A 25,798-nucleotide genomic window follows, 5' to 3' on the forward strand; every position below is an offset into this window, starting at 1 on the left:
ACACTATACCTTGGTAAAATTAATTCAACTTAATTGAGGTGAACTGGCTTCATCTATCTATATATGTATGTTTGGTAGCGCTACAATAGCGCCATTCTCATCCTGCAAATATCGCGATATTAAGGTCGGCATGGCGGAACTTTTTAAACATGTATTTAATCCTGACATGGTAAAGTCTGTGGGCCAACACTTACACACACATTGTGCGACCTTTGATGTTAATGGCTTTGAACAAGCGGTTTGCAATAAGCTTGAACAACTTGAATTTAAGCAGCGCAGTCAACTCATCTGTGAAGCCTTAATCGCCCATCTTCCCGATGATTTCGAGTATACAGCACAGGTACTGCTTAAAAGCTTGGGTTTGCCATTGCGTTTAAATGCCAGTCAGCTAACAACCGATGCGCATGGGATTTCGGGGTGGGCAATTTTGCCACTTGCAGACTATGTTGCTTTTAAAGGGCGCGGGCATTTTGTGCTGGCAATGACGTTGCTCAAGGAAATGACAAAGCGCTGCACCTCTGAATTTGCCATTAGGCCATTTTTAAAAGATATGCCTGAACAAACTCTGGCTATACTGCATCAATGGGCTGAGGATGAGGACCCACATGTCAGGCGTTTGGCGAGTGAGGGGGCAAGGCCTCGTTTGCCCTGGGGGATGCGCCTGCAGCGATTTGTTGAAGACCCTAGTGACCTAATACCACTTTTGGAGAAACTGAAGGACGATGACAGTGAATATGTGCGTCGGTCAGTCGCCAACAACTTGAACGATATTGCAAAGGATCATCCTGACACTGTCACTGCTGTAGCCAAAAACTGGTTAAAGGGGGCGAGTAAAAATAGGAGAAAACTTGTTCAGCACGGATGTAGAACCTTGGTTAAAAACGGTCATTTAGATACCTTGCAAGCACTCGGATATATGTCGCCTGAAGCCATAATCTGCACGGTGACTGTGTCCGACCGGCAGCTCATTTACGGCGGTTCCATTGATGTTCGATTAAAGATTACAAATGAAAGTGCTGCAGCGCAACACGTGATGATTGACTATCGTGTCCATCATCAAAAAGCTAATGGCACTACTTCAGCAAAAGTTTTTAAATGGCGGTCGATTTACCTCAAAGGCAAAGACTCTATCACGCTCAAAAAGAAGCACAGTATCAGACCTATAACGACGAGGGTTTACTATCCAGGCGTGCATAAGATTGACGTGCAAATTAACGGGGTAGTAAAGGGCAGTACTCAATTTGATTTGATCATGCCCTAATCGTTTATCTACGAACGTTAAAATAAATTGATTTGAACGGAAAGGTCGGTTTCACCTACTGTGAAACGGGCTTCTTCAAAATCGGGCTCACCAAAGCGACCTACGTTGTTGCTAAACCCGTAACTTTCCTTGGGAATACCAAGTACATTGAAGTCCAGTTTTTGGTTATCGTTTTCATCATGAAACATTTTAATGGCATACTCGCCAGGTGCTAGTCCCTCAAACACCACATCGACTTTTCCTTTTGTCGCCTTAACCATCTGGTTTTTAGCGTCTTTATTTGTCTTGTAGGCCTCTTGTCCCTGATAAAGCGCTACCAATACATGGCCACTGTCATCGCGAATATTGTCGACGGTTAGTGTTAACGTTACTGCGTCGGCTGCACTGACCCCTGAGCAATAAAATAACACGCTTGTTAAAAGTGCAGCGCTAGCTTGTTTAGATAAGTTAAAAATACGTGTAGGTATAATCATCATAGTGTCCTTAGTGTCAACGTTCTAATTTATAGTAAACAGCAATGGGGCTTTGAGCAGGTGCCAAAAGTCACTATTTGCATAATGCTGATACCACAGAACTGCGCATCACTTTAAAGGCGGGCAGCATACCGCCCACGACACCAATTAGCATGCTGACCCCCAGTGTCTTAAGCATTAGTTGGGGAGTAATTGAAAAGTTGAAGACCAGTTGACTTAGGCTTGCTGCATTCTTGGTTGCTGCAGTAAAACCATCAAGTAGTAAATACATAGGGACTATGCCACTTAGTGCGCCCAGCAGGGCCAGTATTGTGGCCTCGATGATTAACGCGATTGAAATGGCAGCAGGCGTAAAACCGATGGCTTTTTGCGTGGCAATTTCACGTTGTCGACTGGTTATAATGCTGAACATAGTATTGAGTGCAGACACCACGGCGCCTATGGCCATAATAAATGTGACCGGATAGCCGATCCAGCGGATTAGCCTTGTGAGCCCTTGTCGCTGTGCATCGAAAAAGTCTTTTTCCAGTATGGCTCTAACACTAAGTCTGGGATCCGCTTGCCAGGTCTCGATGAGCTGTAACAGGTTTGCCTCAGGCTTAAGAGCCAACCTTACAGATTGTATAGAGCTGCCTCTTTGGTATTCACTTTGTACCACGTTAAGGTCTGCCCAAATTTCTGACTCAAAAACACTATTGTTATCTGCAAAGATCCCTGTTACTAGCCATTCACTATTCCCTAACATGATCTTCTTACCTACTTGAATCTCGGGGTACTTTTGAGCGATAGCCTGACCCACCAGCACTTGTCTGAGTCCGGGTGTAAAGTGCTCGCCTGTAAGTAGCGCAAAATTGGGGCGAAATGAGTAAGTATGGGCACCAATACCTCTGAGTGACAAGCTTTTAGCTGCCCCGTCTTCAAATTTATACTCTGCGCTTACAAAGAGTTCGGCTGATATTTGCGGCCGATTATCCTTATCGCGGATAATGGCAGCATTGTTCGCCAACAAGTTTACTTCTGCAGGGAAAAGCACGCTTTGTAATTCAGTGGATGCGCCTTGTCGCATGACCAATAGAGTGTTGTCGGTTCCGGATTGCATCATGGTTTTTTGCATGCCATCAGACAAAGCCAACAGTCCAAGAAATACCGTTGAGACTATGGCAATACTGATAATGCAAATGAGTGACATGGCAACACGCCTAACATTGCTTTTTAATCCAATAATGGCTAGTGAGAGGGTCTGCTTGATCACGATTGGGTTCCTAAATCAGAGGTAATGCTGCTGGCTGCAAGGGTAATGGCGGGAAACACGCTGCTGATAATTGCGCCTAGTGCAATCATTAATGCCATTTCGATGAACAGATTAGGGGACAGAGAGATGCCCGGAAGAAAGTCAGAAAATAGGTATTGCAGTTGATCAAGGGCAATAAAGCCTACCAACCCGCCTAAGAACGCACCAGAACCAAAAAGGAGTAATGACTCTAGAAACAGAAGAATGATTAAATAACTACTGGAGAACCCAGATGTTTTCATGATCGCTGTCTCACGGCGACGCTCCCTGATAACCTGCATCATGGTATTGCACACTATAAGCAGCAGAGTAAAAAACACCGCAATCACCGCGAGTCTTAAAATCATGGCCATATCAGCAAATTGTTGTGTTTGTTCCTTTTTGAAAACCTGCTCTGTGCTAGTTCGTGTTGGCTCTACCGCATTTTCAAAAAAGGCGTCAATGTCCAGACTTACTTTTGCAGCATTTGCTGTTTTGTCTATCTGCGGTATGAACCAGTTTGCCTCATAGCGACCAAATGCTCTGGCCTCATCAAAATACTGATGATGGAAAAACGCCTGGTTGTCATTAACGCTAGGACTATTTCCCTGGAAGATGGCACTAACAGTAAAAAACCATGTGAAATGCCCATCGCGGTTCATCCAAATTGAGGTACTGATTGGAACCTTATCACCCACCTTCCAACCGAAGTTATCAGCCAGTTTTTGTCCTACTAATATACCCGTTTGTTGTTTTTGCCAGCGTGTTAATTGTTCTGCATCAAGTGCGTATTCAGGGTGCATTTGGAAGTAACTTTCATGGTCAACCGCAAACACTGAGATTTGTTGCGTTTCATCTTTGACATAGCCGCCAAACCAACTGGCATAACTTACGCTTGTGACGCCTTCAATAGACCGCATTTTCTGCTTATAGCTAACCGGTAACCCTCGTGTTAGTGATACCTTATGGCTTGAATTTAACCTTAGCTGATTAGCCTCTGTCACTGAGGCGGTGAGCGCTGTATTGATCCCCGAATAGGCGGTATATAAAAAAAAGGCTATGGCAACCGAAAGCAGAGTGAGCGCAAAGCGGATTTTGTTTCTGACACTATTACGCCAAATTAAATTAATTGTACCCACTGTCAGCCATCCTGTTGTCAGAGTTCTGTGACAAATACTGCTCAAGCTGAATCACACGTGTGGCATATTCGGCCGCCTTAGGGTCATGGGTAACCATAATCACAGTTTTGTTGAATTGCTGATTCAGTTCAGCCAGTAAACGCAGAATGTCATCTGCCGTTTTGCGGTCCAGATTACCTGTAGGTTCATCACATAATAAAAGGTTTGGATCACTGACGATGGCTCTTGCAATGGCTACCCTTTGCTCCTGTCCACCAGATAGTTCACTAGGATAGTGTTTGCATCTTTCTTTCATATCTACCAGTTCAAGCGCGGCGAGTCCGTGTTTTTGACGATCTTTTGCACTAAGTTTGGTTAGGATAAGTGGCAGTTCAACATTTTTCTGTGCGGTTAACACGGGAATAAGATGGTGCGCCTGAAATACAAACCCCACGTGATGAGCCCGCCACTTTGTGCGCTCAGATTCAGACAGTCCTGACAGGGTTACATCACCTATTTTTATGGTACCGTCACAGGGCTCATCCAGTCCACCAATGAGGTGCAGCAGCGTACTTTTCCCCAGCCCAGAAGGCCCCATAATGGCAACAAACTCACCTTGATTTATTGACAGATTGAAGCTTTTTAAAATGTCTACGCTTTCTCTGCCCTTACTAAATGACTTATTTACACCGTCTAATTGAATATAATGATTCTTTTGCATAATTCGTTTCTCTCAAATCTCTGCGACAAGACCGTCGTCTCTTTGGGGGGAAAGAAAACTCACCCTGACCCCCATATCAGGCAGAACTCTGCTATCAATTTCCAGCAGTCTTATACGCACTTTAATACTGGCTTTCTGTCTGTCTGCGGTAGGGATAATGGCGATCACTTCACTGGGAATTTCCCAACTGGGATAGGCGTCTAATTTTGCAATCACAGGTTGATCAGGCTGAATACGATTGATATAGCTTTCACTCACTTCCACTTCTACTTCCAATGAGTTCATATCGACTATGGTCCCAACACCAGTTCTAATAGAACCTCCGGACATTCCTGCTGAAATCAGCTCGCCTACCTGTGCATTTTTGCTGATCACGACACCATCAAAGGGGGCGCGAATCTGATGTTGATCCAGTTCATACTTTGCCAGTGCAAGATTACTCTGCGCTAACTGTATATGCGCGTTGGCTTGGTTTATCTGGGCGGTCAACTGATCAATACGCATCTCACTGTCTTCTGTCAGCTGTTTACTCACCAGTTGGCTTTGATTCAGTTTTTGATGTCTTTTCAGGCGCTTTTTCTCGTGTTCTTTAAGCACGACCAACTCCTGATAACTGGCTTTGCTGGCAGCAAGGTTCGCATTGGCGCGCTCATAGGCCAATTTAGCCTGAATATTGTCAACTTTAGCCAGTACTTGATCGCGTGTTACCTGCTGGCCTTCTTCTATGTGCAGGGTTTCAAGCTTTCCAGTCACCCTGGATGACACAGTAGCAATACGTCGGGCAACAACGTGGCCACTTGCATCAAGAATGGCTTCACCGCTGGATTCATCTAAATCAACAGGGATAGGCTCAGCTAGCGCTTGTGTAAGTTGAGGCGTAGGTGTTTTGGGCGTATCAAATTGTATAAATGATGTGGAAGAGGTCTGTTGTGACAGATACAAATAACCAGCCACACTTCCGCTCAAAAACAATAATGCTACCCACACGCCTTTACTTACCACTGCTTTGGTACTGCGTTGGCTACTGTCTATTCTCAGTTGGTCAAGAGCTGGTGTTTTTGCGGTCATATTCGTTTCCTGCCTGCAAAGCGTGGGGCGATCTTATCGGGCAGCAAACGAAGCAGCTAGTGACAAAAGTCACTAATATAGTGGTGAGTTTCGCAGAGATATTAGGGGAGTCACCAGGGCAAAACTTCTCCACTGCTATGTATGAAAATACCTGATGTTTCTAGACTTAAATCGTCCATTCTAGCGATCAGGCCGCTTGCAGATTCATCGGGCTCAATCAATCCATTGCCATTTGTCATTTCAGTACGCACATAGCCAGGGTGTAGAAGTGCAACGGCAATACCGTCTGCCGCCAAATCAATACTGAGACATTTTCCAACCATGTTCAGGGCTGTTTTAGATACGCGATAGGCGTAATTATTGCCGCTGCTATTATCAGCAATTGAGCCAACTCTGGATGTCACCAATCCGACTTTACTTTTAGGCGCTAGCTTACTTTTTAATGCCAATACGGTTTTTAATGGCGCCAACGTATTTATTTCGAAATGTTCACGTAGAGTGTCCATGTTGATAGTCGCAAGGGTGTCAGACTTTAAAATACCTGCGTTGTGAATGAGTGTATCTATCTGGTTAACCGGAATACGCGCAGCCAATGAGTCGACAAGTTGGTCGTCACTCACATCAACGTGCTCAATGACTTCACAACCAACTTGCAATAATGGTGCTGATGCTTTTCGGCATACAGCTATAACTGTGTCACCACGAACGGCGTATTGTTTTGCCAGTTCAAGTCCAATGCCCCTGTTAGCACCAATGATCACTACATTTGCCATTTCTTTTCCTTATTATTCTGAATATGCATTTACGCTATAACGCTATCAAAAAAACCTTTGCTTTATCCACCTTGTCTGTTTTCGTTTTGGGAATAGTTGATTTATGCTTTTATTAGTTCCTCATCAATGATTTGCGCAAACTATTATGATCAACGAAATAACACATCCCCTCATTCAGCATAAAATTGGCCTGATGCGAGAAGATATCAGTAGCAAACAATTCCGCGAGTTGGCCAGCGAAATAGGCAATTTACTTACTTACGAAGCAACAAGAGATTTACCTGTGGAGGATGTGATTATCGATGGTTGGACAGGTGAAGAATTAAAGGTCAAACGAGTAAAAGGTAAAAAAATCACGGTAGTACCGATTTTGAGAGCTGGGTTGGGGATGCTTGATGGCGTGTTACAGCTTATTCCTAATGCCAAGATCAGCGTTGTAGGCCTGTATCGCAATGAGGAAACTTTGCAGCCGGTGGCCTATTTTGACAAGGTGGTGAATGACGTAGCATTGCGCACTGCACTAATTGTCGACCCGATGTTAGCGACAGGTGGAACCTTGAATGCAACTATTGATTTACTGAAGCAAAAAGGCTGTAAAAAAATCATGGGATTGTTTTTAGTCGCCGCACCTGAAGGTATCCAGGCAGTGCAGACTCAACATCCAGATGTGACCATTTATGTGGCGTCTATAGACGAAAAATTAAATGAAAAAGGCTACATATTGCCTGGGTTAGGAGATGCTGGTGATAAGTTGTTTGGAACTAAATAACGGAAAGACAACTGTCTTGAAACGGAATGTAATAGAAATGAAAAAATGGCTTTTTATCGCTGCCGCGACAATGATTATATTAATCAGTACTAGCGCCTATTCTTCGTCTGGAGAAATACCAAATTTATCTGACGCGCAGTCAGACCCCAAAACACTGGAATTAATGCAAGGGTTTCCGCCAAACCCGGAAAAGCGTGTCATGCTGCCTGACAGTAACTTTTTTAGTTTTCCAAATTTGCGTTGGTCCGTGTGTCATATGCGTGAATTGTTACCCACAGCAAGCATCGAAAGAGCGGTAGCAGGCTATTCCCCTTTAACGTATTCACTTGTCGAGGGAATAGATGAGGTGGCGTTCACTCCCATGCATGCTAAGACAGCCATGTCTTGGCAGGAGAGCCTGGCAGAAAACTATACCGACGGCCTGTTGATCCTGCACCAAGGCCACATTGTCTATGAAAGCTACAGAGGGTGTTTGGATGCACATACCAAACACGCTGCAATGTCTATGACAAAGTCAGTGACGGGGCTGATTGCTGAAATATTGATAGCGCAGGGCAAACTGGATGAGTTTGCAATCGTCAAAGACATTGTGCCCGAGTTAACCCGCTCAGCGTTTGGTGATGCCACTGTAAGGCAGGTCATGGACATGACAACTTCGCTGGCATACAGCGAAAATTATGCTGATCCTAAGGCTGATATATGGCAATACAGTGCTGCTGCAAACCCGTTACCTAAACCCCTTGATTACACTGGTCCGGTAGGCTATTTCGAATATCTACAAACAGTTAAAAAAGCCGGTGTTCACGGTGACGCTTTTGGCTATAAGACAGTTAACACAGACGCACTTGGCTGGATTCTTTCACGGGTAACAGGTAAGAAATTCAATGTACTTGTCTCGGAATTGTTGTGGCAGCCTTTAGGGATGGAAATGAGTGCTGATATAACGGTTGATGGATTGGGTATTCCATTTGCAGGTGGTGGCTTGAGTGCAACATTGAGAGATTTGGGGCGTTTAGGTTTGGCCATAGCAAATGACGGTACGGTAAATGGGGTTCAGGTTATCCCTAAACGTGCGATTGATAGTATTCGTCTGGGGGGCAGCAAAGCGGCCTTTGCTAAAGCAGGGTATAAAACGATGCCAAATGGTAGTTATCGGAGTATGTGGTGGCACTTTCACAATGAGCATGGTGCTTTTGCTGCAAGAGGGGTTCACGGTCAAACTATCTACATCGACCCTACTGCTAAAATGATCATAGTGCGGTTTGCTTCGCATCCGGTTGCCTCAAACAGTGTTATTGACCCTACGTCGCTTCCTGCTTATGAGGCAATTGCGCGTTTTTTGATGAACCGCGAATAAGTGGAACTTCCCGACATCGATGCAACGCAAGAAGGGCATGGGCATCTTCAATTGTAATGGGTGTAAAGGTAACAACAGCACCTGTCGATGCCTGCATTAACTGATTAAGGTCAAGTGACAGCAAGGAACCAATTTTGGGATAGCCCCCCATAGTTTGCTTATCTGCGCCCAAAACAATAGGTTGCCCGTCAGGGGGGATCTGGATCGCGCCCGCACAAACTCCCTCTGAATAAAGCGCGCGCGAGGGATATTCAATGGTGGGGCCAGACAACCTATACCCCATACGATCAGCCTGTTTAGTTACTTTATAGCGGCCACTAAAAAAACGCCTGCGTTGCAAAGACGGGAAATATTCGTACTGGTACCCAATGACAACACGAAGTGAAAGTTCGTCAGGGTAAGTGGGAATATATGCTTGTGGCAATTCAACCGTAGGTACGAGTGAGGTTGGTTTTATGAACAAACATTGGTTTGCGCCAAGTGCGTTGCCGTCATAGCCTCCCATACGCTCTCTCAGCACGGTTGATGTGCTGCCTAATTGAGGTTTTACGACAAACCCACCCTTTACGGCGAGATAAATACGACAGCCCGCTTCTGCATAGCCGATTTCTATGTGGTCACCTTTTTGTAGTGTTAACACAGACCACTGTGCAGCAGGCATATTGTTAATCTTAACGCCTGCTTTTGCCCCTGTTATCGCAATTTGACAACCATGGTCACAGCGCAATTTCGTGCCGCCAATGCTAATTTCGAGTGCAGTGGTACCTTTATCGTTCGCCAGCAGTCGATTAGCATAGTCAAACGCTAATGAATCAGCGGGACCGCCCTGCGTCAGTCCCAGATGCGCTTGACCAAGTCGCCCTTTGTCTTGTAACAAACTCATAATTCCCGGGGCCAATAGGGTGAGAGCAGAAACGGCTTGATCGTGTTTCATAATGTGCCCCCTAGCGATAAGAATGTTTCCTTATCTATGGCTTCAAACCTGACTGTATCGCCAACAATATAAGGCATCGTGGGGCTTTTATTCATGTTAAATAAGTCAACCGGACACTTTCCAATAATATTCCAACCGCCGGGACTGCTAGCCGGATATACCGCAGTTTGTTGATCAGCGATACCTACTGAGCCTTTGGGAACGGATGCACGTGGTGTTGCTAACCGGGGGGTTGCGATACGCGCGTCTACCTCGCCTAAATAGGCAAATCCCGGTGCAAACCCAATGGAGTAAACCAGATATTCTTGGCTGCTGTGAAGCTGAATAACGTCGCTGACAGACAAACCTGATTGCTGCGCAATAGTCGGCAAATCTGGCCCGGTTTCAAGTGCATAGTATACCGGTAGCGTTACTTTTTTTCCGGCTGAAGCGTTCTGTGAGGTCGTGTTGACACGTTCCCAGACGCAATTTATAGCTGCTTTTATTTCAAAATGGTCCGTTAACTCAGTGTGATATTGCACCAACAAAGAAGCGAAAGAAGGTACAAGGTCAATAAGTTTGTGGTCAAGGCTATCCTGTAGGCCTTGTTTAAGACTCTGTATTAGATGCGTCGTCTTCGGGGAAGGAGACGATGAAAAATAAATGATCAGTGCATTTTCGGCGGCGGGCTCTATAGTTATTTTGGGGTTTGCGTCTGACATATTGCCTTAATTTGTTTGACCATTTCTATGGACTCTGAGTTATCGCCATGAACGCATAAAGTATCAGCCATTATTGTTATATGGCGACCACAATCAGTCGTTACTTTATTGTGTTTAACGAGTTGGTTTACTTGGTCCAATATCTGCGCCTTATTCAGTACGGCCCCAGGCTTTTGTCGATCAAGTAAATGGCCATTGATGTCATAACGACGATCAGCAAATGCTTCAAACAACAGACCAATACCAAATTGCTCGGCTTCCTTTAGGTGTTGATCTGCCTGAGCCGTTGCCAGAATCATAAGTTTAAGTTTCGAGTGATAGCTGGAAACGGCTTGCATAACCGTCTTACGACAGCTGTTGTCGGCCATCATCAGATTATATAGCGCGCCGTGGGGTTTAACGTAACTTAGCTGTTGACCATGGATACGGGCCATACCGTCAAGTGCAGCAATTTGATAATGCAGTAGGTTAATTAATTCGTCAGGCAATATTTGCATGTGCCGGCGACCAAAACCTTTTTGGTCTGGATAGCTGGGATGAGCACCAATTTGGGTGCCACATTGCTGGGTCATTGACAGTGTGTTGGCAATGACATCAGGATCACCGGCATGAAAACCACAGGCAATATTGGCCATATCTATGTGGGGGATAACCGCTTGATCTAAGCCCATTGTCCAAGCCCCGAAGCTTTCACCTAAGTCGCAGTTAAGTTTCATGTGCCTAAATATTTAATCCAGTAATACAAATAACATACAATGTTAGTGCGTCGATATATACCCCCAATCTGCGCGTAGTTTGACATTAACCTGCAACGATTGAAGATAAAATCCATAACACAAACTGTTGCGCTGTTTAAACGTGCCTAGTGGCTGCCTTTTCTTCCTTTGATAAGGTGATATACCCCTTGGTTAACGGGATAACAATTTGCGAAATTAGCGCGGTTCCCCACAAAAGATTACCGATTAATGAGGGCACTATGGGGATCACTGGTATGGTAGCCAGTGCCAGCACAATTCCAAATAATCGTATTCCCGGCGTGGCAAATCTGTGCGCAACCCGAGTTTCGATAGATTGTTGAATAAACCATAAACAGGTCAGATAACCCGCTAGACCAAGGCACCCTAGGTTGGCATAGTAAAGGGGGTAGGGGGCCCAAATCCCCACTTTGACTTCACCTGACAGGGCTACGCCGATCATAACCGCAAATAACATTAGAAATAGATGCGCTAGCCACCAGGTAACCAGAGTCAGTTTACGCTTGTCTTTTGGCTTTCCGTTTCCTACAAAGTCAAAGTAAATCCAGCAAAGTACGAAAACTGACACGCCACCAAATACATAATTAATAAACACATCTGGTGACACGTAATACACGCCTTTTTCAGACAAGGTGACAACCAGTTTAAAAAAACCTTCACCGACTACAATAAGAAGGAGCAGGGCGAATCGCTCAGCCATATGTCCCAATCGGGGTATGAAACGTTCGCATTCCAGCAAACCAATTTTTGGCAACATATACTGCAATTGAATCGCTACGATACCAAAGCCGAATAACCAATAAGCATAAGGTGCAGGTAAAAAGGCACTGATAAAAAACAACAGACTGAGTAAGAAAAAATGGCGGCTGGCTTTGGTCGCTAACTTGGTTTCTTCTCTTCCTAACCTGTCAGTTCGATAGTACAAATACGCAGTGATTAAACGATTAGCCGCAAATGCCAACGCAAAATACATCCATCCTTTGCCATCTATTGCCGGTATTGCGGCGGCCATGATCATGGCAGTGATGATTTGGCTGCACATAATGAGCCGGTGATTCATGTCTGTGCTGACATACAAAGAGTTAAAAACACTGGAATCTGCCCATGCAAACCAAATAGCAATAATGCTAATTGGGGATTGTAGCGGTTGGTGAGAGAGTTACAAAGTATAGTTTATATTAACCTGAGTGATTTCATAACTTTACAAGCTCTAGGGGCCGTGCAAGTATAATGCCGATGATTTCAATTAAACAGCACTACACCAGCGCAAAAAATCAGCTTAGCAATACAGTAAACCGTGTAAAAAGCAAGGTAAGCAACATTGGTTTTTTGCAAAAAATTAAGCACCTAACGCCCTCTCAGTGGTGTTATTTTGTTGCGCTTTTTTTATTGTTTACTGGCTCCGAAAATGGCGAATTGCCCGATGAAAGGTTAGGCCTTGTTGCATTGATAGCAGGCATTGGTTTTAGCCGTGAATTATTTAGAGTTATTCATAAAATATGGGACTCAATGCTGGGAAAAGGCATCTTCTTGCTGCTATATGCAGGCGTTGCCAATATTGCCCTTGCACTCGCTGCCGTAAAGGTTAACAGTATTGCAGGCATAGAGCCTGCCATACTAACGTTCTCCGTCGCGTTTACCCTCATGCTCACCTTACCTATTTGGTTTTTCTTTGCCACCATAGTGTTTGCCTCAGTGCTATTATTGATAGGCAATTTATGGTTGCTGCTAACCTTGCTGCTTCGTATTGTTAGGATAAAAATCAAAGCGCATTGGGAAGACAGCGTTTTTGTGATTGCTTCAATGATTGCAAGACTGGTTTTATTGGTGGTAGTGATGTTGGCAATGTCAGACATGATAGAACCTTATATCGACCAGTTCTCTGCCAGAGAAAATGGCGAACCCATATTTTCTATCTCCACGCCAAAAGACCGAGCGCGTAATGCGCAAAAAGAAGCACTGTTAGCAGAGGCTGAAGCTGCTGTTGCTGAAGCGAACAAAAATGAAGCAGACCAAGCTACTTCTGATGAAGCCATTCCTGAGAATGAAACCGAAGAGCAGGATGACCGCATTATTGATAGGCTGATTGCTGCATTTATCTACAATTTCGAAACTTATCCTAGCTCTAGCTGTAAACAAGCTGAAAATGAAAAGGTTATTGCTATTGACGAAAACAGTATTTTTGTTGCGGCTGAAGCAGACAATGAACTGGGCTATGAGTTTTATGTTATGCCTTGTATTCACCGATACAGCGATGAGCCCTATCCACCTTGATCCACACTAATCCCCAGTCCAGCGCACTTTTGCAGTAGTGCTTTTAGCTTGTTTTGGGGAATTGTTGCTTTAATAGTGAGTTTATCTGTGTAGCGTGTGTGGCCAATTTCACCAGAAAGCCCAGTGACAATGTGCCTGAAATTGTGCTCTTTGTTAAATTCCATTACAGCGTAAACCTCAGACAAAGGAACGAATGAGGTAGTTGGAAGCTGTGTCAGAACTTGTTTCGCCGCATTCGCGTATGCCCTTATCAAGCCACCGGCACCAAGCTTAATACCGCCAAAATAACGGGAAACGACAATTATAGTATTACCAATATTATGGTGCTGAATAATGTTCAAAATAGGTTTGCCAGCAGTGCCAGAAGGCTCTCCATCATCTGACATACTGGCGTGCTCTGGCTGCATCGGCTGACCAATAATATAGGCCCAACAGTGATGTCTAGCAGAAGGGTAACGCTGCTTTTCTGCCTTAAGCACATTAACCGCGCTTTCTTTGTCTCTGACTTCCGTGGCATAGGCGTGAAAGTCACTTTTTTTCACGTCTATTGACACACGTGCATGACCGTTGGGTAGGAAATACTGAGACATCATCTTTATCGTTGTTTGATTACTGAGTTAGGTTTGAAAAAGAACAAACCCTTTACCTTGTGCTCATCTTACCAAAAATGGTCGACGCGTATTGCATTGATGCATCTTGCAACAATTAATTTTTATAAACATTCCATTTCGTGATAAATTCAATATAAATATATTATTTTAAATAATGATTTAGTGCCGCCATATCTCAATCAAGTCATTTGATTGGAATTGGATACGGTGAAATACATAGTCATATTAATCATTTTTATAACAGTACTTTATAGTGGGAAAAGCAGTGCCGATAACGGCGTCCGTCAGGCTGTTGCTATCGACTATCTGCATGGTGAAGGCGATTTATCTGGCGTTCGTTTAGCCTATCGACCCTATACAGTCAATTTGAAAGAAGCCTTTCTAATGGGGGATGTAGACATCTATTGGGAAGTGAGTATTAATTTCTGGGAATTTGGTGAGAACAATCAGCACGAGACTAATTACGCCATTGCCCTGTCACCAGTGTTTTCCTGGCATCTAATGGACTTGTCGGGTAAATATCCCCTCGATATTGAATTTGGTATAGGATTGTCATTGGTGGAAGACACACGATTTGCAGGCAAAGACATTGGCTCTCACTATCAATTTGAAGACAGGTTGGGGTTCACACTTGCATTTGGCGATGAACTGGAACACGCCGCATCATTGCGCTATATGCATTATTCAAACGGTGGGCTCAATGACAAAAACCCAGGAATGGACTTTCTAACAGTGTCTTACGTGTATCACTATTAATTAATGCGGCGATTAATTTACGCGCTTAAAAGCGCGTTTTATTCTGCTTTTCATGGCTTTGACATAGTCACTTGGCTCGTTTGGAGCAACTGCAATGAGTTGATTGATATCGTCTGAGGTAAGCTGACTGGCTTTAACATGCGCAAACAACAAGGTTGGCTGCCCTAGGGTTAACAAGCGTTTTAGCGAGTCTTTGTATCGATTTGGGTAGTAGACCGGATAAGGCGGGTGATACCTGCCTTTCACTCTAACAATCAGGTCGGCGACATACAGGTTTTCAGACTCTGCGTGGAAGAGTGATAAATCATGGTTAGTATGACCTGGCGTATGCAAGGCTACCCAGTCTGTAAAGAAGGGTAACGCTTGTCCGTCTTCAAGTATAAAGTCGGGTTGCAAGATAGGATTAAACCAACCCGGCTTTTTCTTGCGGCCTATTCTATGTGCAACCCAGTGCATGAGTACAAGGTCGACAATATGCGCAGTTCTGCCAAGTAAAGAAGCATACCAGCCGGGAGCTTTGGGGTGGCTGGCTATTTGCGCGCCAGTTATTGCTCTTAATTTATGCGCGCCGCCAGCATGGTCCGGATGCATATGCGTCACGACAATAAGTTTTAAATCACTGAGCGGGCGGTTAAGGGTTGTCGTAATAAAATCGACAACGGTTTTCACATCCGCACGCCCACAACCGTCTAACAGCAAGAGGGTATGCTGATATTCTGCAAGAAAAATATTCTGGATATACCCCTGAATGGTGTGAATGTGCATACTGCTATCCGATAAGCCTACTTCAGTGATTAGCTTACCAAATTAGTCTGGTCGGATCAGCAGTTATGGTTTCTCTTTCATTCGTCAGTCTTACGAACAATAAACACAAATTTATGGTTGCCTTGCTTCACGGAAAAGTGCTCGCCTAAATGCGCGTCCAACGTTGGTGTAGAACGCTGATCATCAATCAGAATTCGGGTAGTTAAAGCCAACTCGTTAGCTTGTTTAGGCGTAACGATCAGTGTGAGGTCGTAAACACCATCTAAAAACACTCGGGCTTTTTCATTGGCCTCAACAATCAGTCGGGGTTTTCCTATTAGCTTGTTATTGTCAAACACTTCTGCATCAACGATAAAACCTGCTGTCGCGTGAGTGCTCATTAGTAGGCATAGAACACACAATAACGTTTTCATTATTACACTCTCGGTAGACCAAACACAGTCTTACCATAGACGTTATTCACCGAAGCTGGGGTATATTTATGACTACTTATCGTACCAAGCTAATATCTAATCAAAAATGCAGCTCACAAATTATAGGCAGGAATAAAGCATGCCTTGCCTAAGCTGACATAAGCGTTTATGTTGATAACCTAGTAAATAAAAAGGAGTTATCGATATGGAAATGGTGCTTGAATATCTGCTAAGTGTTGAAGTTATTGTCATAGTTTTTTTACTGGTGTTGCTGAAGACGTCGGTAAAATTTGTCCCACAAAATCGTGCATATATCATAGAGCGATTTGGAAAATATCAATCAACGAAGGAAGCCGGCCTTAATTTCATTTTGCCCATTATCGACAGTGTTTCAGCTGACCGTTCACTTAAAGAGCAAGCTGTAGATGTACCTGAACAAAGCGCGATCACAAAAGACAATATCTCTTTGTCCGTAGACGGCGTCCTGTATTTCCGAGTACTTGATCCATATAAAGCTACGTACGGTGTTGATGATTATATATTTGCGGTCACACAGTTGGCACAAACGACCATGCGTTCTGAATTAGGTAAAATGGAGTTGGACAAAACGTTCGAAGAGCGTGACCAACTAAATACTAACATTGTTAGTGCAATCAATGATGCAGCCATGCCTTGGGGTATCCAGGTGTTGAGATACGAGATTAAAGATATAGTCCCGCCCAACTCAGTGATGGAAGCTATGGAAGCACAAATGAAAGCAGAGCGGGTGAAAAGGGCGCAGATTCTTGAATCTGAAGGTGACAGACAAGCCGCCATTAATCGCGCAGAAGGTGAGAAAGAGTCTGTCGTCTTGGCCGCCCAGGCAGATAAAGAAGAAAAAATACTGCGTGCAGAAGGTGAGGCAAGAGCAATAATTGCGGTTGCTGAAGCACAGGCCGAAGCTTTGCTAAAAGTAGGACAGGAAGCTAACACTGAGGGTGGGCAAAAAGCGATTCAATTAGACTTGGCTACCAAAGCCATTGAAGCAAAGCAAGCTATTGCCAAAGAATCATCTATTGTTTTACTTCCCGATCAGCAAACGGATGCTGCATCACTGGTTGCGCAAGCGACCAGCATCATCAACACGCTTAACAAGGGGAGCTAATGGACGCAGAAATAACTAATCTTGCCAATTATCTGATTATTGCTGGATTAATCATTCTGGCCGTAGAAATACTATTGCTGGGGTTAAGCACATTTGTGTTGACCTTCTTTGGTTTGAGTTTGCTGATTACAGGTGTATTAGTCATGGCTGATGGCATATCGCCTACGCTAATGGCTGCAACAACCAGTGTGGCTGTTTTGAGTGCATTACTGGCTATCGTGCTATGGAAACCCATGAAGTCGCTGCAAAACAAAACAGAGCGCAAACAAGCACAAAGTGACTTGATTGGTTACCGTTTTGAATTAGATTCGACCTTGTCACCGACTAAGCCTGGCTCGGTAACCTATTCCGGAATTACGTGGAAGGTAGTGAGCGACTCAATGATTCCCGCAGGCACTGAGGTAGAGACTATAGAAGTTAAAGTAGGGCAATGGAAAGTAAAAGCGGTCGACGATTAACGCTCCCTTTTTCTTTAATTACCTAAAACGTTTTCGGCTTTTGGTAGTGAGAGTAAGGCATAACGCAATTGTCCGATAAAGTCTCGCGCTGCCGGGCCTAGGGTATCAGCATCTTTAAAATTTAGGTACAGCAATGCTGACCGTATTTGACCACTTTCCATTGACAGAGGTTTAAGTAGTTGTCGTTCCATTAAAGGTTCAACAAAGGGTACAGGTAGCCAAGCATACCCAAAACCTTTGCTGATCATGTCCACAGACGTACGCAAGTGACTCACCGTCCATCTTTGGTCCGCACCAAGCCAGCCTGCGTCTTTTTTTTGCTGTTTGGCAGAATCTCTTATAACCACTTGTCGGTATTGTTTAAGGTCTTGGTAAGAGACAGGCCTTTGTTGTTGATGCAAAGGATGGTCTGGATGAGCAACCGCAACAAATTCAATGTCGCATAAGTCTTCATTAAAGCCATCTTTAATTGGATAAGCCGATATCGCCATGTCCACTTCGCCATTTTGCAAGAGTTCATTGGCACCATTGAGAATCGACTCCATGAGCTCAATACGAAGAAAAGGAAAGGCCTCAGAGGTTTTATTGAGTACCTGATACAGTAAGTCAGGTGGGAAAATTTCATCAACCGCTATCCGAAGCTGTACATCAGCTTGATCATTTAAACTTTCAGCAACCCGCTCTAACTTTTCTGCTTCATCCAGTAAAAAAGTGGCTCGACGCAATAATACCTCACCTTGCGAAGTCAGGCTGACGCGTCGACCCTGATTTTCAAACAAAGTAACGCCCAAGCTCTGCTCCAGCTTTTGTACCGCATGGTGGATACTCGACTGGCTTTTGTGCACTGCTTGAGCAGCCTGATTGAAACCACCAGCATCTACCACTGCTTTAAACATTCGCCACTGCTCAAGTGTTGCTTTTAACAAGAAAAAATCGCCTATAGAAACGTGCCAGTAAGGTATCAGGCCTGAGACGATATTTCTACACAGTGAGACGGCCAGTCTATGCTTTTGCAATCTTGCACATCGATATGCTGCTCGTCTCCACTACCAACCCACTGACTTTGACTGATAATAAGTTCGCGAATGGCCCAGGTGCGTTTATCAAAAATAAAATCCCGAATCTGACCGATGACCTTACCGTCGGCGACGGCATCGTATCCTATTATTTCTTTGCATGACCGAATATGATTGACAATACCAGATTGCGCCTCACTTTCAGTCTCGTCATCTACTGGGTGATCAACCAACTCTGTGGGGTGGGCGAAGTCCCCCCAGGCTCCCGGACCAATCCAGTAATACCCATAACCAAAAAATTGGAACAATAGTTCTTCGTAGTCCCTAGAAACCGGCTTATGTTCTTCAATAGAAGGACTTTCCTTGACTAATTCACGACTAAGAGTCAGGTCTATGGCTTTCTCATCTTCATCGATATCCTTAATGGAAATGGGCGAGATAAGCACTTTTTGAGACAATGGAATCCAATTACTGGTATCGACTAAAAAATACCGAATGACAAAATCCTGATCGTCAAATAGACAATCTTTTATGTGACCAAGATTCCCATTAGTGGCGTGAAGACTATAACTTTGCAGGTTAACAAAAGATAACATTGTGAGGCGTCCTATCTTACTGTGTCATTTGTAAGTGTAGTCAGTTTTTAGTATCAGGCAGTGACTCCGATCAAACCTCAAGCAATTATCGTTCTTGTACTTGGTACAAGTGGCGCGTTATTCTTGGACCGTGACTTTTCATATACACAGGTATTCCATGCTAGATAACGATTCGATACATACTGTTACACAAATGCGAGAAAAAGATGCTATCTGGATATTGAAGGACGATGATGGTTGCGTGATGCTTACCACCGATGAAGAAGACGGTGTACCTGTTTGGTCAAGCCAGGAGCAAGCGGTAGCTTGGACAAGTGACGACTGGTCACACTGTGAACCTTTGTCGATAAATGTAGAGACATGGCTTAAAAAATGGACGGTTGGGCTAATGCAAGATCAACTAGTGATCATGCTTAATCCATCAGAATTTCAGGAAGAAGGCGTGGTAACCTCACCTGAAGCGTTCGCCGAAGCACTAACAAAATAGGAAAATATAATAATGAAAAAGACGCCCATCGCTGCATTATTTGCAGTCTGCGCGACAGTTCCCTTTGCCAATGCAGGGGAGGGCATGTACACACCTGAACAACTCCCTAAAATTGAAAAAGAGCTCCGTCAGGCCGGCTTGGCGGTTGACCCTGCAATGCTTTCTTCACTAACAGCGTTTCCTATGGGAGCGATTGTGGACTTGGCGGGTTGTACGGGGTCGTTTGTGTCAGACCAAGGACTCGTAGTGACTAACCACCACTGTGCTAGAGGATCAGTTCAATTTAATAGTTCGGCAGAAAATAACTATTTGGAAGAGGGCTTTTTGGCCAAAACACCGGCACAGGAAATTCCTGCGGCACCAGGAAGCTATGTGTATGTGACGACTGACTTTTCAGATGTTACTAATCAGGTATTGGATGGCACGGCAAACTTAACCGGTAAAGACAGGTTTGATGCCATAGAGAGAAACCGAAAATCCTTGATTGCAGAATGTGAAATGGACGAAGGGCATCGCTGTGAGGTTCCTGCCTTTTTTGGTGGAAAAGAGTACAAACTCATCAAGCAACTTGAAATTCGCGACGTCCGTATCGCCTATTCACCAGCTGATTCCATTGGCCGTTATGGCGGCGACATAGATAACTGGATGTGGCCACGTCACACCGGTGACTTTGCCTTTTATCGTGCCTATGTTGGGCCAGATGGTAAGCCTGCAGATTTTAGTGAAGACAATGTCCCTTATCAGCCTCCACATGTGCTTAAAGTGTCTGCTGCGCCACTACAAGAAGGCGATTTTGTTATGGTGGCGGGTTATCCTGGCAGTACCAACCGTTATGCGCGTCAAACACAGGTGAGCTATGTCTTCGATTGGCTGTATCCAAACTACATAGATTTAGTAGAAAACTGGATTGGCATTATAGAATCTTCTGCGCCGCAGGGCAGTGATGCGCGAGTGAAGTACGAAAGCTATTTAGCTAGCCTAAATAACTTTTTGAAAAACACCAAAGGACAAATTTCAGGCGCTAAACGCGTTGGATTAGTGGAGCGACGTGCTGAACGTCAACAAGCCATGTCTGAGTGGTTGGCCAAAACACCAAAATATGCCAATTTACAGCAGTCAATTGAGCGTTTAGATGAATTGCGTGAACAAAAAGCGCAGTTGAGTAAGCAGCAGTTTTGGTTTGTCCAGGCCAAGCGCTCACAGTTACTTTCTACTGCACAAACCCTTTATAAGTTTGCGGTAGAGCAGGAAAAACCTGATGCAGAACGCGAGTTTGGCTATCAGGACCGAGACCGTACACAGCGCGAACAACAAATGATGCGTCTGGACAGGCGTTTTGATGCCACTGTAGATAAAGCCGTTTGGATGGCCTTTATTGAGATGTATCTGTCACGCCCACAAGAAGAGCGTGTAGCAGCGTTTGATAATGCACTGGGTCTCACGAGTTCCAATGCGCTATCGTTGCCTCAAAAGCTCGAGGATTTCTATCGCCAGACACAGTTAATGGATGTCGACCAAAGGTTGGCATTACTTAAAGCGTCTAAGGAGACATTTGATGATAGCAGCGACCCGTTTGTCAAACTGGCCGTCGCCTTGTACGACACTGAAAAAGCAATTGAAGACCAGGATAAAGCGCTAGACGGCGAAATACTTGCACTTCAAAAAGACTACATGGAAGCCGTTATTGCTTGGCAGGCGTCACAGGGCACAATTGCTTATCCCGATGCAAACAGCACATTACGGGTAACTTATGGTTCTGTATTGGGTGGTTCACCTAAAGATGGACTCATCTATGAGGCGTTTACTCGACTAGAGGGTATCAGTCAAAAAGATATGGGCAGTGCCCCATTTAACGCACCGCAAAAGCAGTTGGACCTCATTCAGCAAAAAGCTTATGGTCCGTATGCCGATCCAGTGTTGGGCACCGTACCCGTTAACTTCTTGACTGACCTTGATTCTACTGGCGGTAACAGTGGTTCAGCGACATTAAACGCGAATGCTGAGCTGGTGGGCTTGTTGTTTGATGGCACCATTGAAAGTGTCAACTCAGATTGGGACTTTGACCCACGGACTACCCGTTCAATTCACGTCGACTCGCGTTATATGTTGTGGATAATGGAATACGTAGATGGCGCGCAAAACTTGCTTGAAGAAATGGATATTGTTGGCAAACCTGAATAAGTATCAAGCCAAAAGCAAAGTAACAATGAGCTAATCGTAAATAACCTCTGTATGAAAGTGCAGAGGTTTTTTTATGCAGGAGAGACGTTTCTGAATCCGGACAGCAACACACTGTGGTATATTCCGTTAGGCGGAACGGGAGAGATTGGCATGAATATGAACCTGTACGGCCACAACGGAAGCTGGCTTGTGGTAGATTGCGGTGTGTCTTTTGACGAACCCCTAATTCCCTCCTACAAAAATAGCCAAGAGAACGAAGAGGAAGGGCCGACGCACAGAGTAGTGTGTGCTGATCCTCAGTTTATCATTGAACAAAAAGAAGCGGTTGCTGGCATTGTCATCACGCACGCCCACGAGGATCATATAGGCGCAATTGCAGACATTTGGCCTTACGTAAAAGCGCCCATTTATGCCACACCTTTTACTGTGCAAGTTGCACAACGAAAGTTGGCTGAACGACAGTTATTGCATAAAGTAGAGTTGATAACCGTGCCTATCAATGGGCGGCTTCAAATCGGCCATTTTGATGTGAGCTGGTTGGCTATGACACATTCAATTCCAGAGCCTAGTGCACTGGTCATCCGCACACCCGTAGGAACAGTGCTGCATACAGCCGATTGGAAAATAGATGCAGCCCCTATTGTTGGAAAGCCTTTTGACAATACCGCACTGCTAGCACTTAAACATGAGGCTAATCTCACCGTAGTAGGAGATTCAACAAACGCGACAAAGCCGGGTTATTCGCTTTCTGAACAGGACTGTTATGAGGGGCTGCTTGCGACAGTTCGGGGGCAGGCAGGGCGTGTGGTGGTAGGCTGCTTTGCCAGTAATATCGCAAGGTTGATTTCTTTGGCTAAAATCGCATCAGAAACTGGGCGATACCTGTGCTTGCTAGGGCGGTCTTTGCATAATATGTACAGCAATGCCAAGGCGACAGGCTACTGGCCAGAAGATGCACAAATCATTGACCACAGGCATGCTGGATACCTGCTACCAGAAGAGGTATTGGCATTAGCTACCGGTACACAAGGAGAGCCTAGGGCAGCATTGGCACGGTTAGCTTCAGAAAGTCACCAAGACCTTGAACTTGATAAAGGTGATACAGTGATTTTCAGTAGCATAGTGATCCCTGGAAATGAAAAATCGGTTGAAAAACTGGTACGTCAGCTAAAAGCAAAAGAGGTAAAAGTATTGATGTCCGAGCACTACCCCTTAGCAATCCATGCCAGCGGACATCCCAACAAAGAAGAGTTAACCCAGTTGTACCACTGGACTAGACCAGAACGTGTTATACCGACTCATGGTGAGCTGCAGCACCTCAGGGCACATGCTGAGATCGCTAAAAACGCGGGAGTGAAAAAAACGTCGGTTGGCATCAACGGCGACTTATTTGAGTTGGCACCGCAATCAGGAGTTAAAAGACAAAAAGTGACTGTTGGGCGATGGGCGATTAATCGCTAAATTTATCCGAGTAGATAAACGTAATAGTGAGTGAGCACGATAATGAGACGCCTCACTTAACGCCATGCGACGCGTTATTTGAATAAAGCGGTATCATGAAGTTGCTACAATTTAATCTGTCTGCATTTTTCATTAATTTGCTTCTTTTGTACACCACGAAAAATCAACGCGGATATTAGTGCTTATACGCCACTATTTTATCCTGATACCCAACGGAGTTCTGTCTTTTACACCAATTTCCGTAATATATGGGAAAGCGTATTTCTAGACCTGCTTCTTTAAACTGATTCAGGATATAGCATTCGTTGTAGGCGACCGCCTCCTCGGGTACATTAGGGTTTTGAAGTTTCATCTCTCCCTTGCAAAAAGCAAACTGATGCGTTGCTTTACCGGCTTTAATGAGTGCTTCAGATTCCGGGTTTAATAAGAAATACGTGACCAGGCATTTTCCATTTGGTTTAAGTAGTCTAGATACTTCACCAAGATAGTTCTCCATTTCTTCAATTTGCATATGTGTAAAAACCGAGTTTAGACAGATAAAATCAAAGCTACTGTCTGCAAAGGGAAGCTTGTATTGCGCGGCTGATTCTCCCTTTTCACGATAAAAAGGGTTCTTTACATCCAGTAAATGAAAATAAAAGTTTGGGAATTCAGACGATATATTCTGATTGCACCATTTAATGCCTTTTTGTACCACGTCTACACCGTGATATTCGGTATCCCTGGTTAAATAGCTAGTTAAAGGGACTGCCATTCTGCCCAGACCACAACCTATATCCAGTACACGATCTGTCTTTTGAAGGTTTGCAAACTCAGTGAAGTACCGAAAAAACTCGTTACCTATGGCTTTAAAGTCTCCACCGCCAATATAATCGAGGCGTTTTGAAGGTAACATTTTTTGGCCGCTGACCTCTATATCACTCTTAACAAATTCCCATTGCTGCTTCAGTATCTTTGGTGTGTTTAGAATTGGCCTTAGTGACTTTCGAAGTAATGATTTGGCAGTAGTTTTCACAGAGTCCTTTCTTGTGATTTACGAATGAGATTTTTGACGAAAGAGCGGTTAGACTCGCCCACTCCGTTGATGCTACAGAAAAACGAGCATCAGGCCAACTTCGATGCCCACTGTTTTGTAACTAGATATGAATCTTAGTAATCAGAATTAGACACAAGTGCATTATACCGTTATCGTCCGAATTACGGAAAATGCAGGACGTGCAGCAAAGCTGGTAGCAGCCGACTTGCAAGCGAATATTGGGCACGCAACGAGGTAACGGATTGCTTCTTCTTTTACTTCCCATTTTGAGCGCAGGTTTGTATTAAGTCTCTTTGCCTGAAGTGTGTATCCGCGACATACCTATCTTGTTGTTAAACGGTTAGTAATAGTCATAAAACGCTATCGATGAACGTCTTGTCTTGGTCTTTTGCTGCTCTTTACCGCATTATTGGTACTGCTCGCGAATTGCTTCAAGTGCCGACCAAAACTCTTCAATCTGGTTGGCATATTGTTGATAAGTAGCGTGAGTAAAGGCAATGTGAATATCCTTTTCAACAAACGCGGGCTGTTTTTTACGCAAAATACTTTGCAGCCCTAAACTCTTTATCGCGTTGTCGCCCATTTCCTCGGCAATTAGGTAGGCGTCAAGCTTGCGCTTGCCTAACATGGCGAAGCCCTCTTTTATGCTGTAATCGATCGGTGATAACCAGCCTTGTTTCTCAAGATAGTCACGAGCAACATAGCCAAGTGGCGCGCCTATACCAAACTCAAGATTTTTAAGATCCAAAGGTCTGTCAATATTTTCATAAAAGAAAAAACGCGTCTGGCGTAGTCTGGATGCATTGTTGCTAAGCTCACTACCCTTAGGAAAGGTTAGAAAGGTTGCCCGCTCTGATGTCCAGAATAGGGCATAGATGGCGTCAATGTGGTTATTCTGGGCCAGTTGCAAACAGCGGTTCCAAGTATGATATTGGATAGTAAAGCGTATACCTGCGCGCTTGCCGGCATGAATGACTTGATCCGTAGTAGAGCCGTTAATTACGTTATTCACATCGGCGTGTTCAGAAAGCTCAGTACATACAGAAAATGTGGGCTGCTGCGCGTCTCCGCTCGCGTTTGCTAAAGCGTTAGTGCACATCACGAACACGGCAAAAACGAATATTCTCAAGGTAAGCCCGAATGATTTTTATGATTTAAAAAACAATAGCATAATAAGCACATTTCACAAATTAAGCGGCAGAACGTCTTGATGTAACATCTATTTATTGGACTGTCATCACAATAAATCACCAGTGCCTATTGATGAGAAGATGGAGCTGGGTACGTATCAAAATACGCAATTTAACTCTTTAACGACAATCGCTTAAAAAACAGTAAACAGCGATACACAAACAGTAACAAATTGATATACTTTAAAAACTATGCGGATTTATCTCCTA

The 25,798-nt window shown here is 44.3% G+C and carries 27 protein-coding genes; 10 read left to right on the forward strand and 17 right to left on the reverse strand.

The features are described from left to right. Positions 1 to 130 precede the first annotated feature (130 nt). Positions 131 to 1,261 carry a DNA alkylation repair protein gene (locus tag DRW07_RS05760; RefSeq protein WP_124026955.1) on the forward strand — a complete coding sequence of 377 codons (1,131 nt, stop codon included), beginning with the start codon at positions 131 to 133 and terminating at the stop codon, positions 1,259 to 1,261. A gap of 17 nt (positions 1,262 to 1,278) precedes the next feature. On the opposite strand, the gene DRW07_RS05765 is transcribed toward DRW07_RS05760, so the two are convergent. From DRW07_RS05765 to DRW07_RS05790, 6 genes are all read right to left on the reverse strand, one after another. Beyond that, entirely contained in the window at positions 1,279 to 1,737 is a 459-nt protein-coding gene (locus DRW07_RS05765) for a DUF2141 domain-containing protein (RefSeq protein ID WP_124026956.1), read from the reverse strand. A gap of 70 nt (positions 1,738 to 1,807) precedes the next feature. After that, positions 1,808 to 2,986 carry an ABC transporter permease gene (locus DRW07_RS05770; RefSeq protein WP_124026957.1) on the reverse strand — a complete coding sequence of 393 codons (1,179 nt, stop codon included), beginning with the start codon at positions 2,984 to 2,986 and terminating at the stop codon, positions 1,808 to 1,810. Next, positions 2,983 to 4,143: an ABC transporter permease gene (locus DRW07_RS05775; RefSeq protein WP_165870417.1), complete on the reverse strand. Its 1,161-nt coding sequence runs from the start codon at positions 4,141 to 4,143 to the stop codon at positions 2,983 to 2,985. Before DRW07_RS05775 ends, DRW07_RS05770 begins: the two co-directional genes overlap by 4 nt. Next, the gene (locus DRW07_RS05780; RefSeq protein ID WP_124026959.1) at positions 4,130 to 4,843 is read right to left on the reverse strand and encodes an ABC transporter ATP-binding protein; all 714 of its coding nucleotides are present in this window, start codon (positions 4,841 to 4,843) and stop codon (positions 4,130 to 4,132) included. Before DRW07_RS05780 ends, DRW07_RS05775 begins: the two co-directional genes overlap by 14 nt. Positions 4,844 to 4,855: 12 nt before the next feature. Beyond that, entirely contained in the window at positions 4,856 to 5,911 is a 1,056-nt protein-coding gene (locus DRW07_RS05785; protein WP_124026960.1) for an efflux RND transporter periplasmic adaptor subunit, read from the reverse strand. A gap of 110 nt (positions 5,912 to 6,021) precedes the next feature. Further along, positions 6,022 to 6,684: an SDR family oxidoreductase gene (locus DRW07_RS05790; RefSeq protein WP_124026961.1), complete on the reverse strand. Its 663-nt coding sequence runs from the start codon at positions 6,682 to 6,684 to the stop codon at positions 6,022 to 6,024. 145 nt (positions 6,685 to 6,829) lie between these two features. Here DRW07_RS05790 and upp point away from each other — a divergent pair, with 145 nt between their 5' ends. Further along, the gene (upp, locus tag DRW07_RS05795) at positions 6,830 to 7,453 is read left to right on the forward strand and encodes a uracil phosphoribosyltransferase (RefSeq protein WP_377923183.1); all 624 of its coding nucleotides are present in this window, start codon (positions 6,830 to 6,832) and stop codon (positions 7,451 to 7,453) included. Between the two features lie 37 nt (positions 7,454 to 7,490). Then, positions 7,491 to 8,810: a serine hydrolase domain-containing protein gene (locus DRW07_RS05800; RefSeq protein ID WP_240630517.1), complete on the forward strand. Its 1,320-nt coding sequence runs from the start codon at positions 7,491 to 7,493 to the stop codon at positions 8,808 to 8,810. Here DRW07_RS05800 and DRW07_RS05805 read toward each other — a convergent pair. The 4 genes from DRW07_RS05805 to DRW07_RS05820 form a co-directional block, all read right to left on the reverse strand. Next, a complete protein-coding gene (locus DRW07_RS05805; RefSeq protein ID WP_124026963.1) occupies positions 8,755 to 9,744 on the reverse strand; it encodes a 5-oxoprolinase subunit C family protein in 990 nt (329 codons plus the stop codon). The two genes, DRW07_RS05800 and DRW07_RS05805, sit on opposite strands and share 56 nt — an antisense overlap. Continuing rightward, positions 9,741 to 10,445 carry a 5-oxoprolinase subunit PxpB gene (gene pxpB / locus DRW07_RS05810; protein WP_205665370.1) on the reverse strand — a complete coding sequence of 235 codons (705 nt, stop codon included), beginning with the start codon at positions 10,443 to 10,445 and terminating at the stop codon, positions 9,741 to 9,743. The genes DRW07_RS05805 and pxpB overlap by 4 nt, the downstream gene beginning before the upstream one ends. Next, complete coding sequence (locus tag DRW07_RS05815) at positions 10,421 to 11,161, reverse strand: 5-oxoprolinase subunit PxpA (RefSeq protein ID WP_124026964.1); 741 nt, start codon at positions 11,159 to 11,161, stop codon at positions 10,421 to 10,423. Before DRW07_RS05815 ends, pxpB begins: the two co-directional genes overlap by 25 nt. A gap of 136 nt (positions 11,162 to 11,297) precedes the next feature. Further along, positions 11,298 to 12,332 (reverse strand): low temperature requirement protein A, encoded by a 1,035-nt coding sequence (locus DRW07_RS05820; protein WP_124026965.1) that lies wholly within the window; start codon positions 12,330 to 12,332, stop codon positions 11,298 to 11,300. 98 nt (positions 12,333 to 12,430) lie between these two features. Between DRW07_RS05820 and DRW07_RS05825 the strand changes: the two genes are divergently transcribed. Next, positions 12,431 to 13,474 (forward strand): hypothetical protein, encoded by a 1,044-nt coding sequence (locus tag DRW07_RS05825; RefSeq protein ID WP_165870418.1) that lies wholly within the window; start codon positions 12,431 to 12,433, stop codon positions 13,472 to 13,474. Here DRW07_RS05825 and DRW07_RS05830 read toward each other — a convergent pair. Next, positions 13,462 to 14,067, reverse strand: coding sequence for an IMPACT family protein (locus DRW07_RS05830; protein ID WP_240630519.1), 606 nt, complete (start codon positions 14,065 to 14,067; stop codon positions 13,462 to 13,464). The genes DRW07_RS05825 and DRW07_RS05830 overlap by 13 nt on opposite strands. A 234-nt stretch (positions 14,068 to 14,301) precedes the next feature. Between DRW07_RS05830 and DRW07_RS05835 the strand changes: the two genes are divergently transcribed. Continuing rightward, on the forward strand, positions 14,302 to 14,841 hold the full coding sequence (locus tag DRW07_RS05835) for an acyloxyacyl hydrolase (protein ID WP_124027554.1): 540 nt from the start codon (positions 14,302 to 14,304) through the stop codon (positions 14,839 to 14,841). 12 nt (positions 14,842 to 14,853) lie between these two features. Here DRW07_RS05835 and DRW07_RS05840 read toward each other — a convergent pair whose 3' ends face one another. Beyond that, complete coding sequence (locus DRW07_RS05840) at positions 14,854 to 15,606, reverse strand: MBL fold metallo-hydrolase (RefSeq protein ID WP_124026967.1); 753 nt, start codon at positions 15,604 to 15,606, stop codon at positions 14,854 to 14,856. Between the two features lie 77 nt (positions 15,607 to 15,683). Beyond that, the gene (locus DRW07_RS05845; protein WP_124026968.1) at positions 15,684 to 15,986 is read right to left on the reverse strand and encodes a hypothetical protein; all 303 of its coding nucleotides are present in this window, start codon (positions 15,984 to 15,986) and stop codon (positions 15,684 to 15,686) included. Between the two features lie 238 nt (positions 15,987 to 16,224). Between DRW07_RS05845 and DRW07_RS05850 the strand changes: the two genes are divergently transcribed. Together DRW07_RS05850 and DRW07_RS05855 are read left to right on the forward strand one after the other, a co-directional pair. Further along, positions 16,225 to 17,163, forward strand: a complete 939-nt coding sequence (locus tag DRW07_RS05850) for an SPFH domain-containing protein (RefSeq protein WP_124026969.1) — start codon at positions 16,225 to 16,227, stop codon at positions 17,161 to 17,163. Further along, entirely contained in the window at positions 17,163 to 17,621 is a 459-nt protein-coding gene (locus tag DRW07_RS05855) for an NfeD family protein (RefSeq protein WP_124026970.1), read from the forward strand. Before DRW07_RS05850 ends, DRW07_RS05855 begins: the two co-directional genes overlap by 1 nt. 14 nt (positions 17,622 to 17,635) lie before the next feature. Here the strand turns inward: DRW07_RS05855 and DRW07_RS05860 are convergent, their stop codons facing one another. Both DRW07_RS05860 and DRW07_RS05865 read right to left on the reverse strand, forming a co-directional pair. Then, positions 17,636 to 18,547 (reverse strand): LysR family transcriptional regulator, encoded by a 912-nt coding sequence (locus DRW07_RS05860; RefSeq protein WP_124026971.1) that lies wholly within the window; start codon positions 18,545 to 18,547, stop codon positions 17,636 to 17,638. Positions 18,548 to 18,582: 35 nt separating this feature from the next. Then, entirely contained in the window at positions 18,583 to 19,233 is a 651-nt protein-coding gene (locus tag DRW07_RS05865) for a PRC-barrel domain-containing protein (protein WP_124026972.1), read from the reverse strand. Between the two features lie 157 nt (positions 19,234 to 19,390). On the opposite strand from DRW07_RS05865, the gene DRW07_RS05870 reads away from it, so the two are divergent. The 3 genes from DRW07_RS05870 to DRW07_RS05880 are packed head-to-tail and all read left to right on the forward strand — an operon-like array spanning position 19,391 to position 23,362. Next, the gene (locus tag DRW07_RS05870) at positions 19,391 to 19,720 is read left to right on the forward strand and encodes a DUF2750 domain-containing protein (protein ID WP_124026973.1); all 330 of its coding nucleotides are present in this window, start codon (positions 19,391 to 19,393) and stop codon (positions 19,718 to 19,720) included. A 12-nt stretch (positions 19,721 to 19,732) separates the two neighbouring features. Next, positions 19,733 to 21,901, forward strand: coding sequence for a S46 family peptidase (locus DRW07_RS05875; protein WP_124026974.1), 2,169 nt, complete (start codon positions 19,733 to 19,735; stop codon positions 21,899 to 21,901). 51 nt (positions 21,902 to 21,952) lie between these two features. Beyond that, on the forward strand, positions 21,953 to 23,362 hold the full coding sequence (locus tag DRW07_RS05880) for a ribonuclease J (RefSeq protein WP_240630521.1): 1,410 nt from the start codon (positions 21,953 to 21,955) through the stop codon (positions 23,360 to 23,362). Between the two features lie 175 nt (positions 23,363 to 23,537). On the opposite strand, the gene DRW07_RS05885 is transcribed toward DRW07_RS05880, so the two are convergent. Further along, entirely contained in the window at positions 23,538 to 24,377 is an 840-nt protein-coding gene (locus tag DRW07_RS05885) for a class I SAM-dependent methyltransferase (RefSeq protein WP_124026975.1), read from the reverse strand. A gap of 427 nt (positions 24,378 to 24,804) precedes the next feature. Next, positions 24,805 to 25,527, reverse strand: coding sequence for a substrate-binding periplasmic protein (locus DRW07_RS05890; RefSeq protein ID WP_124026976.1), 723 nt, complete (start codon positions 25,525 to 25,527; stop codon positions 24,805 to 24,807). Positions 25,528 to 25,798: the final 271 nt, after the last annotated feature.

It is taken from the genome of Paralteromonas sediminis, from assembly GCF_003820355.1.
GTDB lineage: Bacteria > Pseudomonadota > Gammaproteobacteria > Enterobacterales > Alteromonadaceae > Alteromonas_F > Alteromonas_F sediminis.

Coding starts and splice junctions, on each gene's coding strand:
- DRW07_RS05760 (WP_124026955.1), top strand. CDS start 131: ATGGCGGAACTTTTTAAACATGTATTTAATCCTGACATGGTAAAGTCT.
- DRW07_RS05765 (WP_124026956.1), bottom strand. CDS start 1,737: ATGATGATTATACCTACACGTATTTTTAACTTATCTAAACAAGCTAGC.
- DRW07_RS05780 (WP_124026959.1), bottom strand. CDS start 4,843: ATGCAAAAGAATCATTATATTCAATTAGACGGTGTAAATAAGTCATTT.
- DRW07_RS05785 (WP_124026960.1), bottom strand. CDS start 5,911: ATGACCGCAAAAACACCAGCTCTTGACCAACTGAGAATAGACAGTAGC.
- DRW07_RS05790 (WP_124026961.1), bottom strand. CDS start 6,684: ATGGCAAATGTAGTGATCATTGGTGCTAACAGGGGCATTGGACTTGAA.
- upp (WP_377923183.1), top strand. CDS start 6,830: ATGATCAACGAAATAACACATCCCCTCATTCAGCATAAAATTGGCCTG.
- DRW07_RS05800 (WP_240630517.1), top strand. CDS start 7,491: ATGAAAAAATGGCTTTTTATCGCTGCCGCGACAATGATTATATTAATC.
- DRW07_RS05805 (WP_124026963.1), bottom strand. CDS start 9,744: ATGAAACACGATCAAGCCGTTTCTGCTCTCACCCTATTGGCCCCGGGA.
- pxpB (WP_205665370.1), bottom strand. CDS start 10,445: ATGTCAGACGCAAACCCCAAAATAACTATAGAGCCCGCCGCCGAAAAT.
- DRW07_RS05815 (WP_124026964.1), bottom strand. CDS start 11,161: ATGAAACTTAACTGCGACTTAGGTGAAAGCTTCGGGGCTTGGACAATG.
- DRW07_RS05825 (WP_165870418.1), top strand. CDS start 12,431: ATGCCGATGATTTCAATTAAACAGCACTACACCAGCGCAAAAAATCAG.
- DRW07_RS05830 (WP_240630519.1), bottom strand. CDS start 14,067: ATGATGTCTCAGTATTTCCTACCCAACGGTCATGCACGTGTGTCAATA.
- DRW07_RS05840 (WP_124026967.1), bottom strand. CDS start 15,606: ATGCACATTCACACCATTCAGGGGTATATCCAGAATATTTTTCTTGCA.
- DRW07_RS05845 (WP_124026968.1), bottom strand. CDS start 15,986: ATGAGCACTCACGCGACAGCAGGTTTTATCGTTGATGCAGAAGTGTTT.
- DRW07_RS05850 (WP_124026969.1), top strand. CDS start 16,225: ATGGAAATGGTGCTTGAATATCTGCTAAGTGTTGAAGTTATTGTCATA.
- DRW07_RS05855 (WP_124026970.1), top strand. CDS start 17,163: ATGGACGCAGAAATAACTAATCTTGCCAATTATCTGATTATTGCTGGA.
- DRW07_RS05865 (WP_124026972.1), bottom strand. CDS start 19,233: ATGTTATCTTTTGTTAACCTGCAAAGTTATAGTCTTCACGCCACTAAT.
- DRW07_RS05870 (WP_124026973.1), top strand. CDS start 19,391: ATGCTAGATAACGATTCGATACATACTGTTACACAAATGCGAGAAAAA.
- DRW07_RS05875 (WP_124026974.1), top strand. CDS start 19,733: ATGAAAAAGACGCCCATCGCTGCATTATTTGCAGTCTGCGCGACAGTT.
- DRW07_RS05880 (WP_240630521.1), top strand. CDS start 21,953: ATGAAAGTGCAGAGGTTTTTTTATGCAGGAGAGACGTTTCTGAATCCG.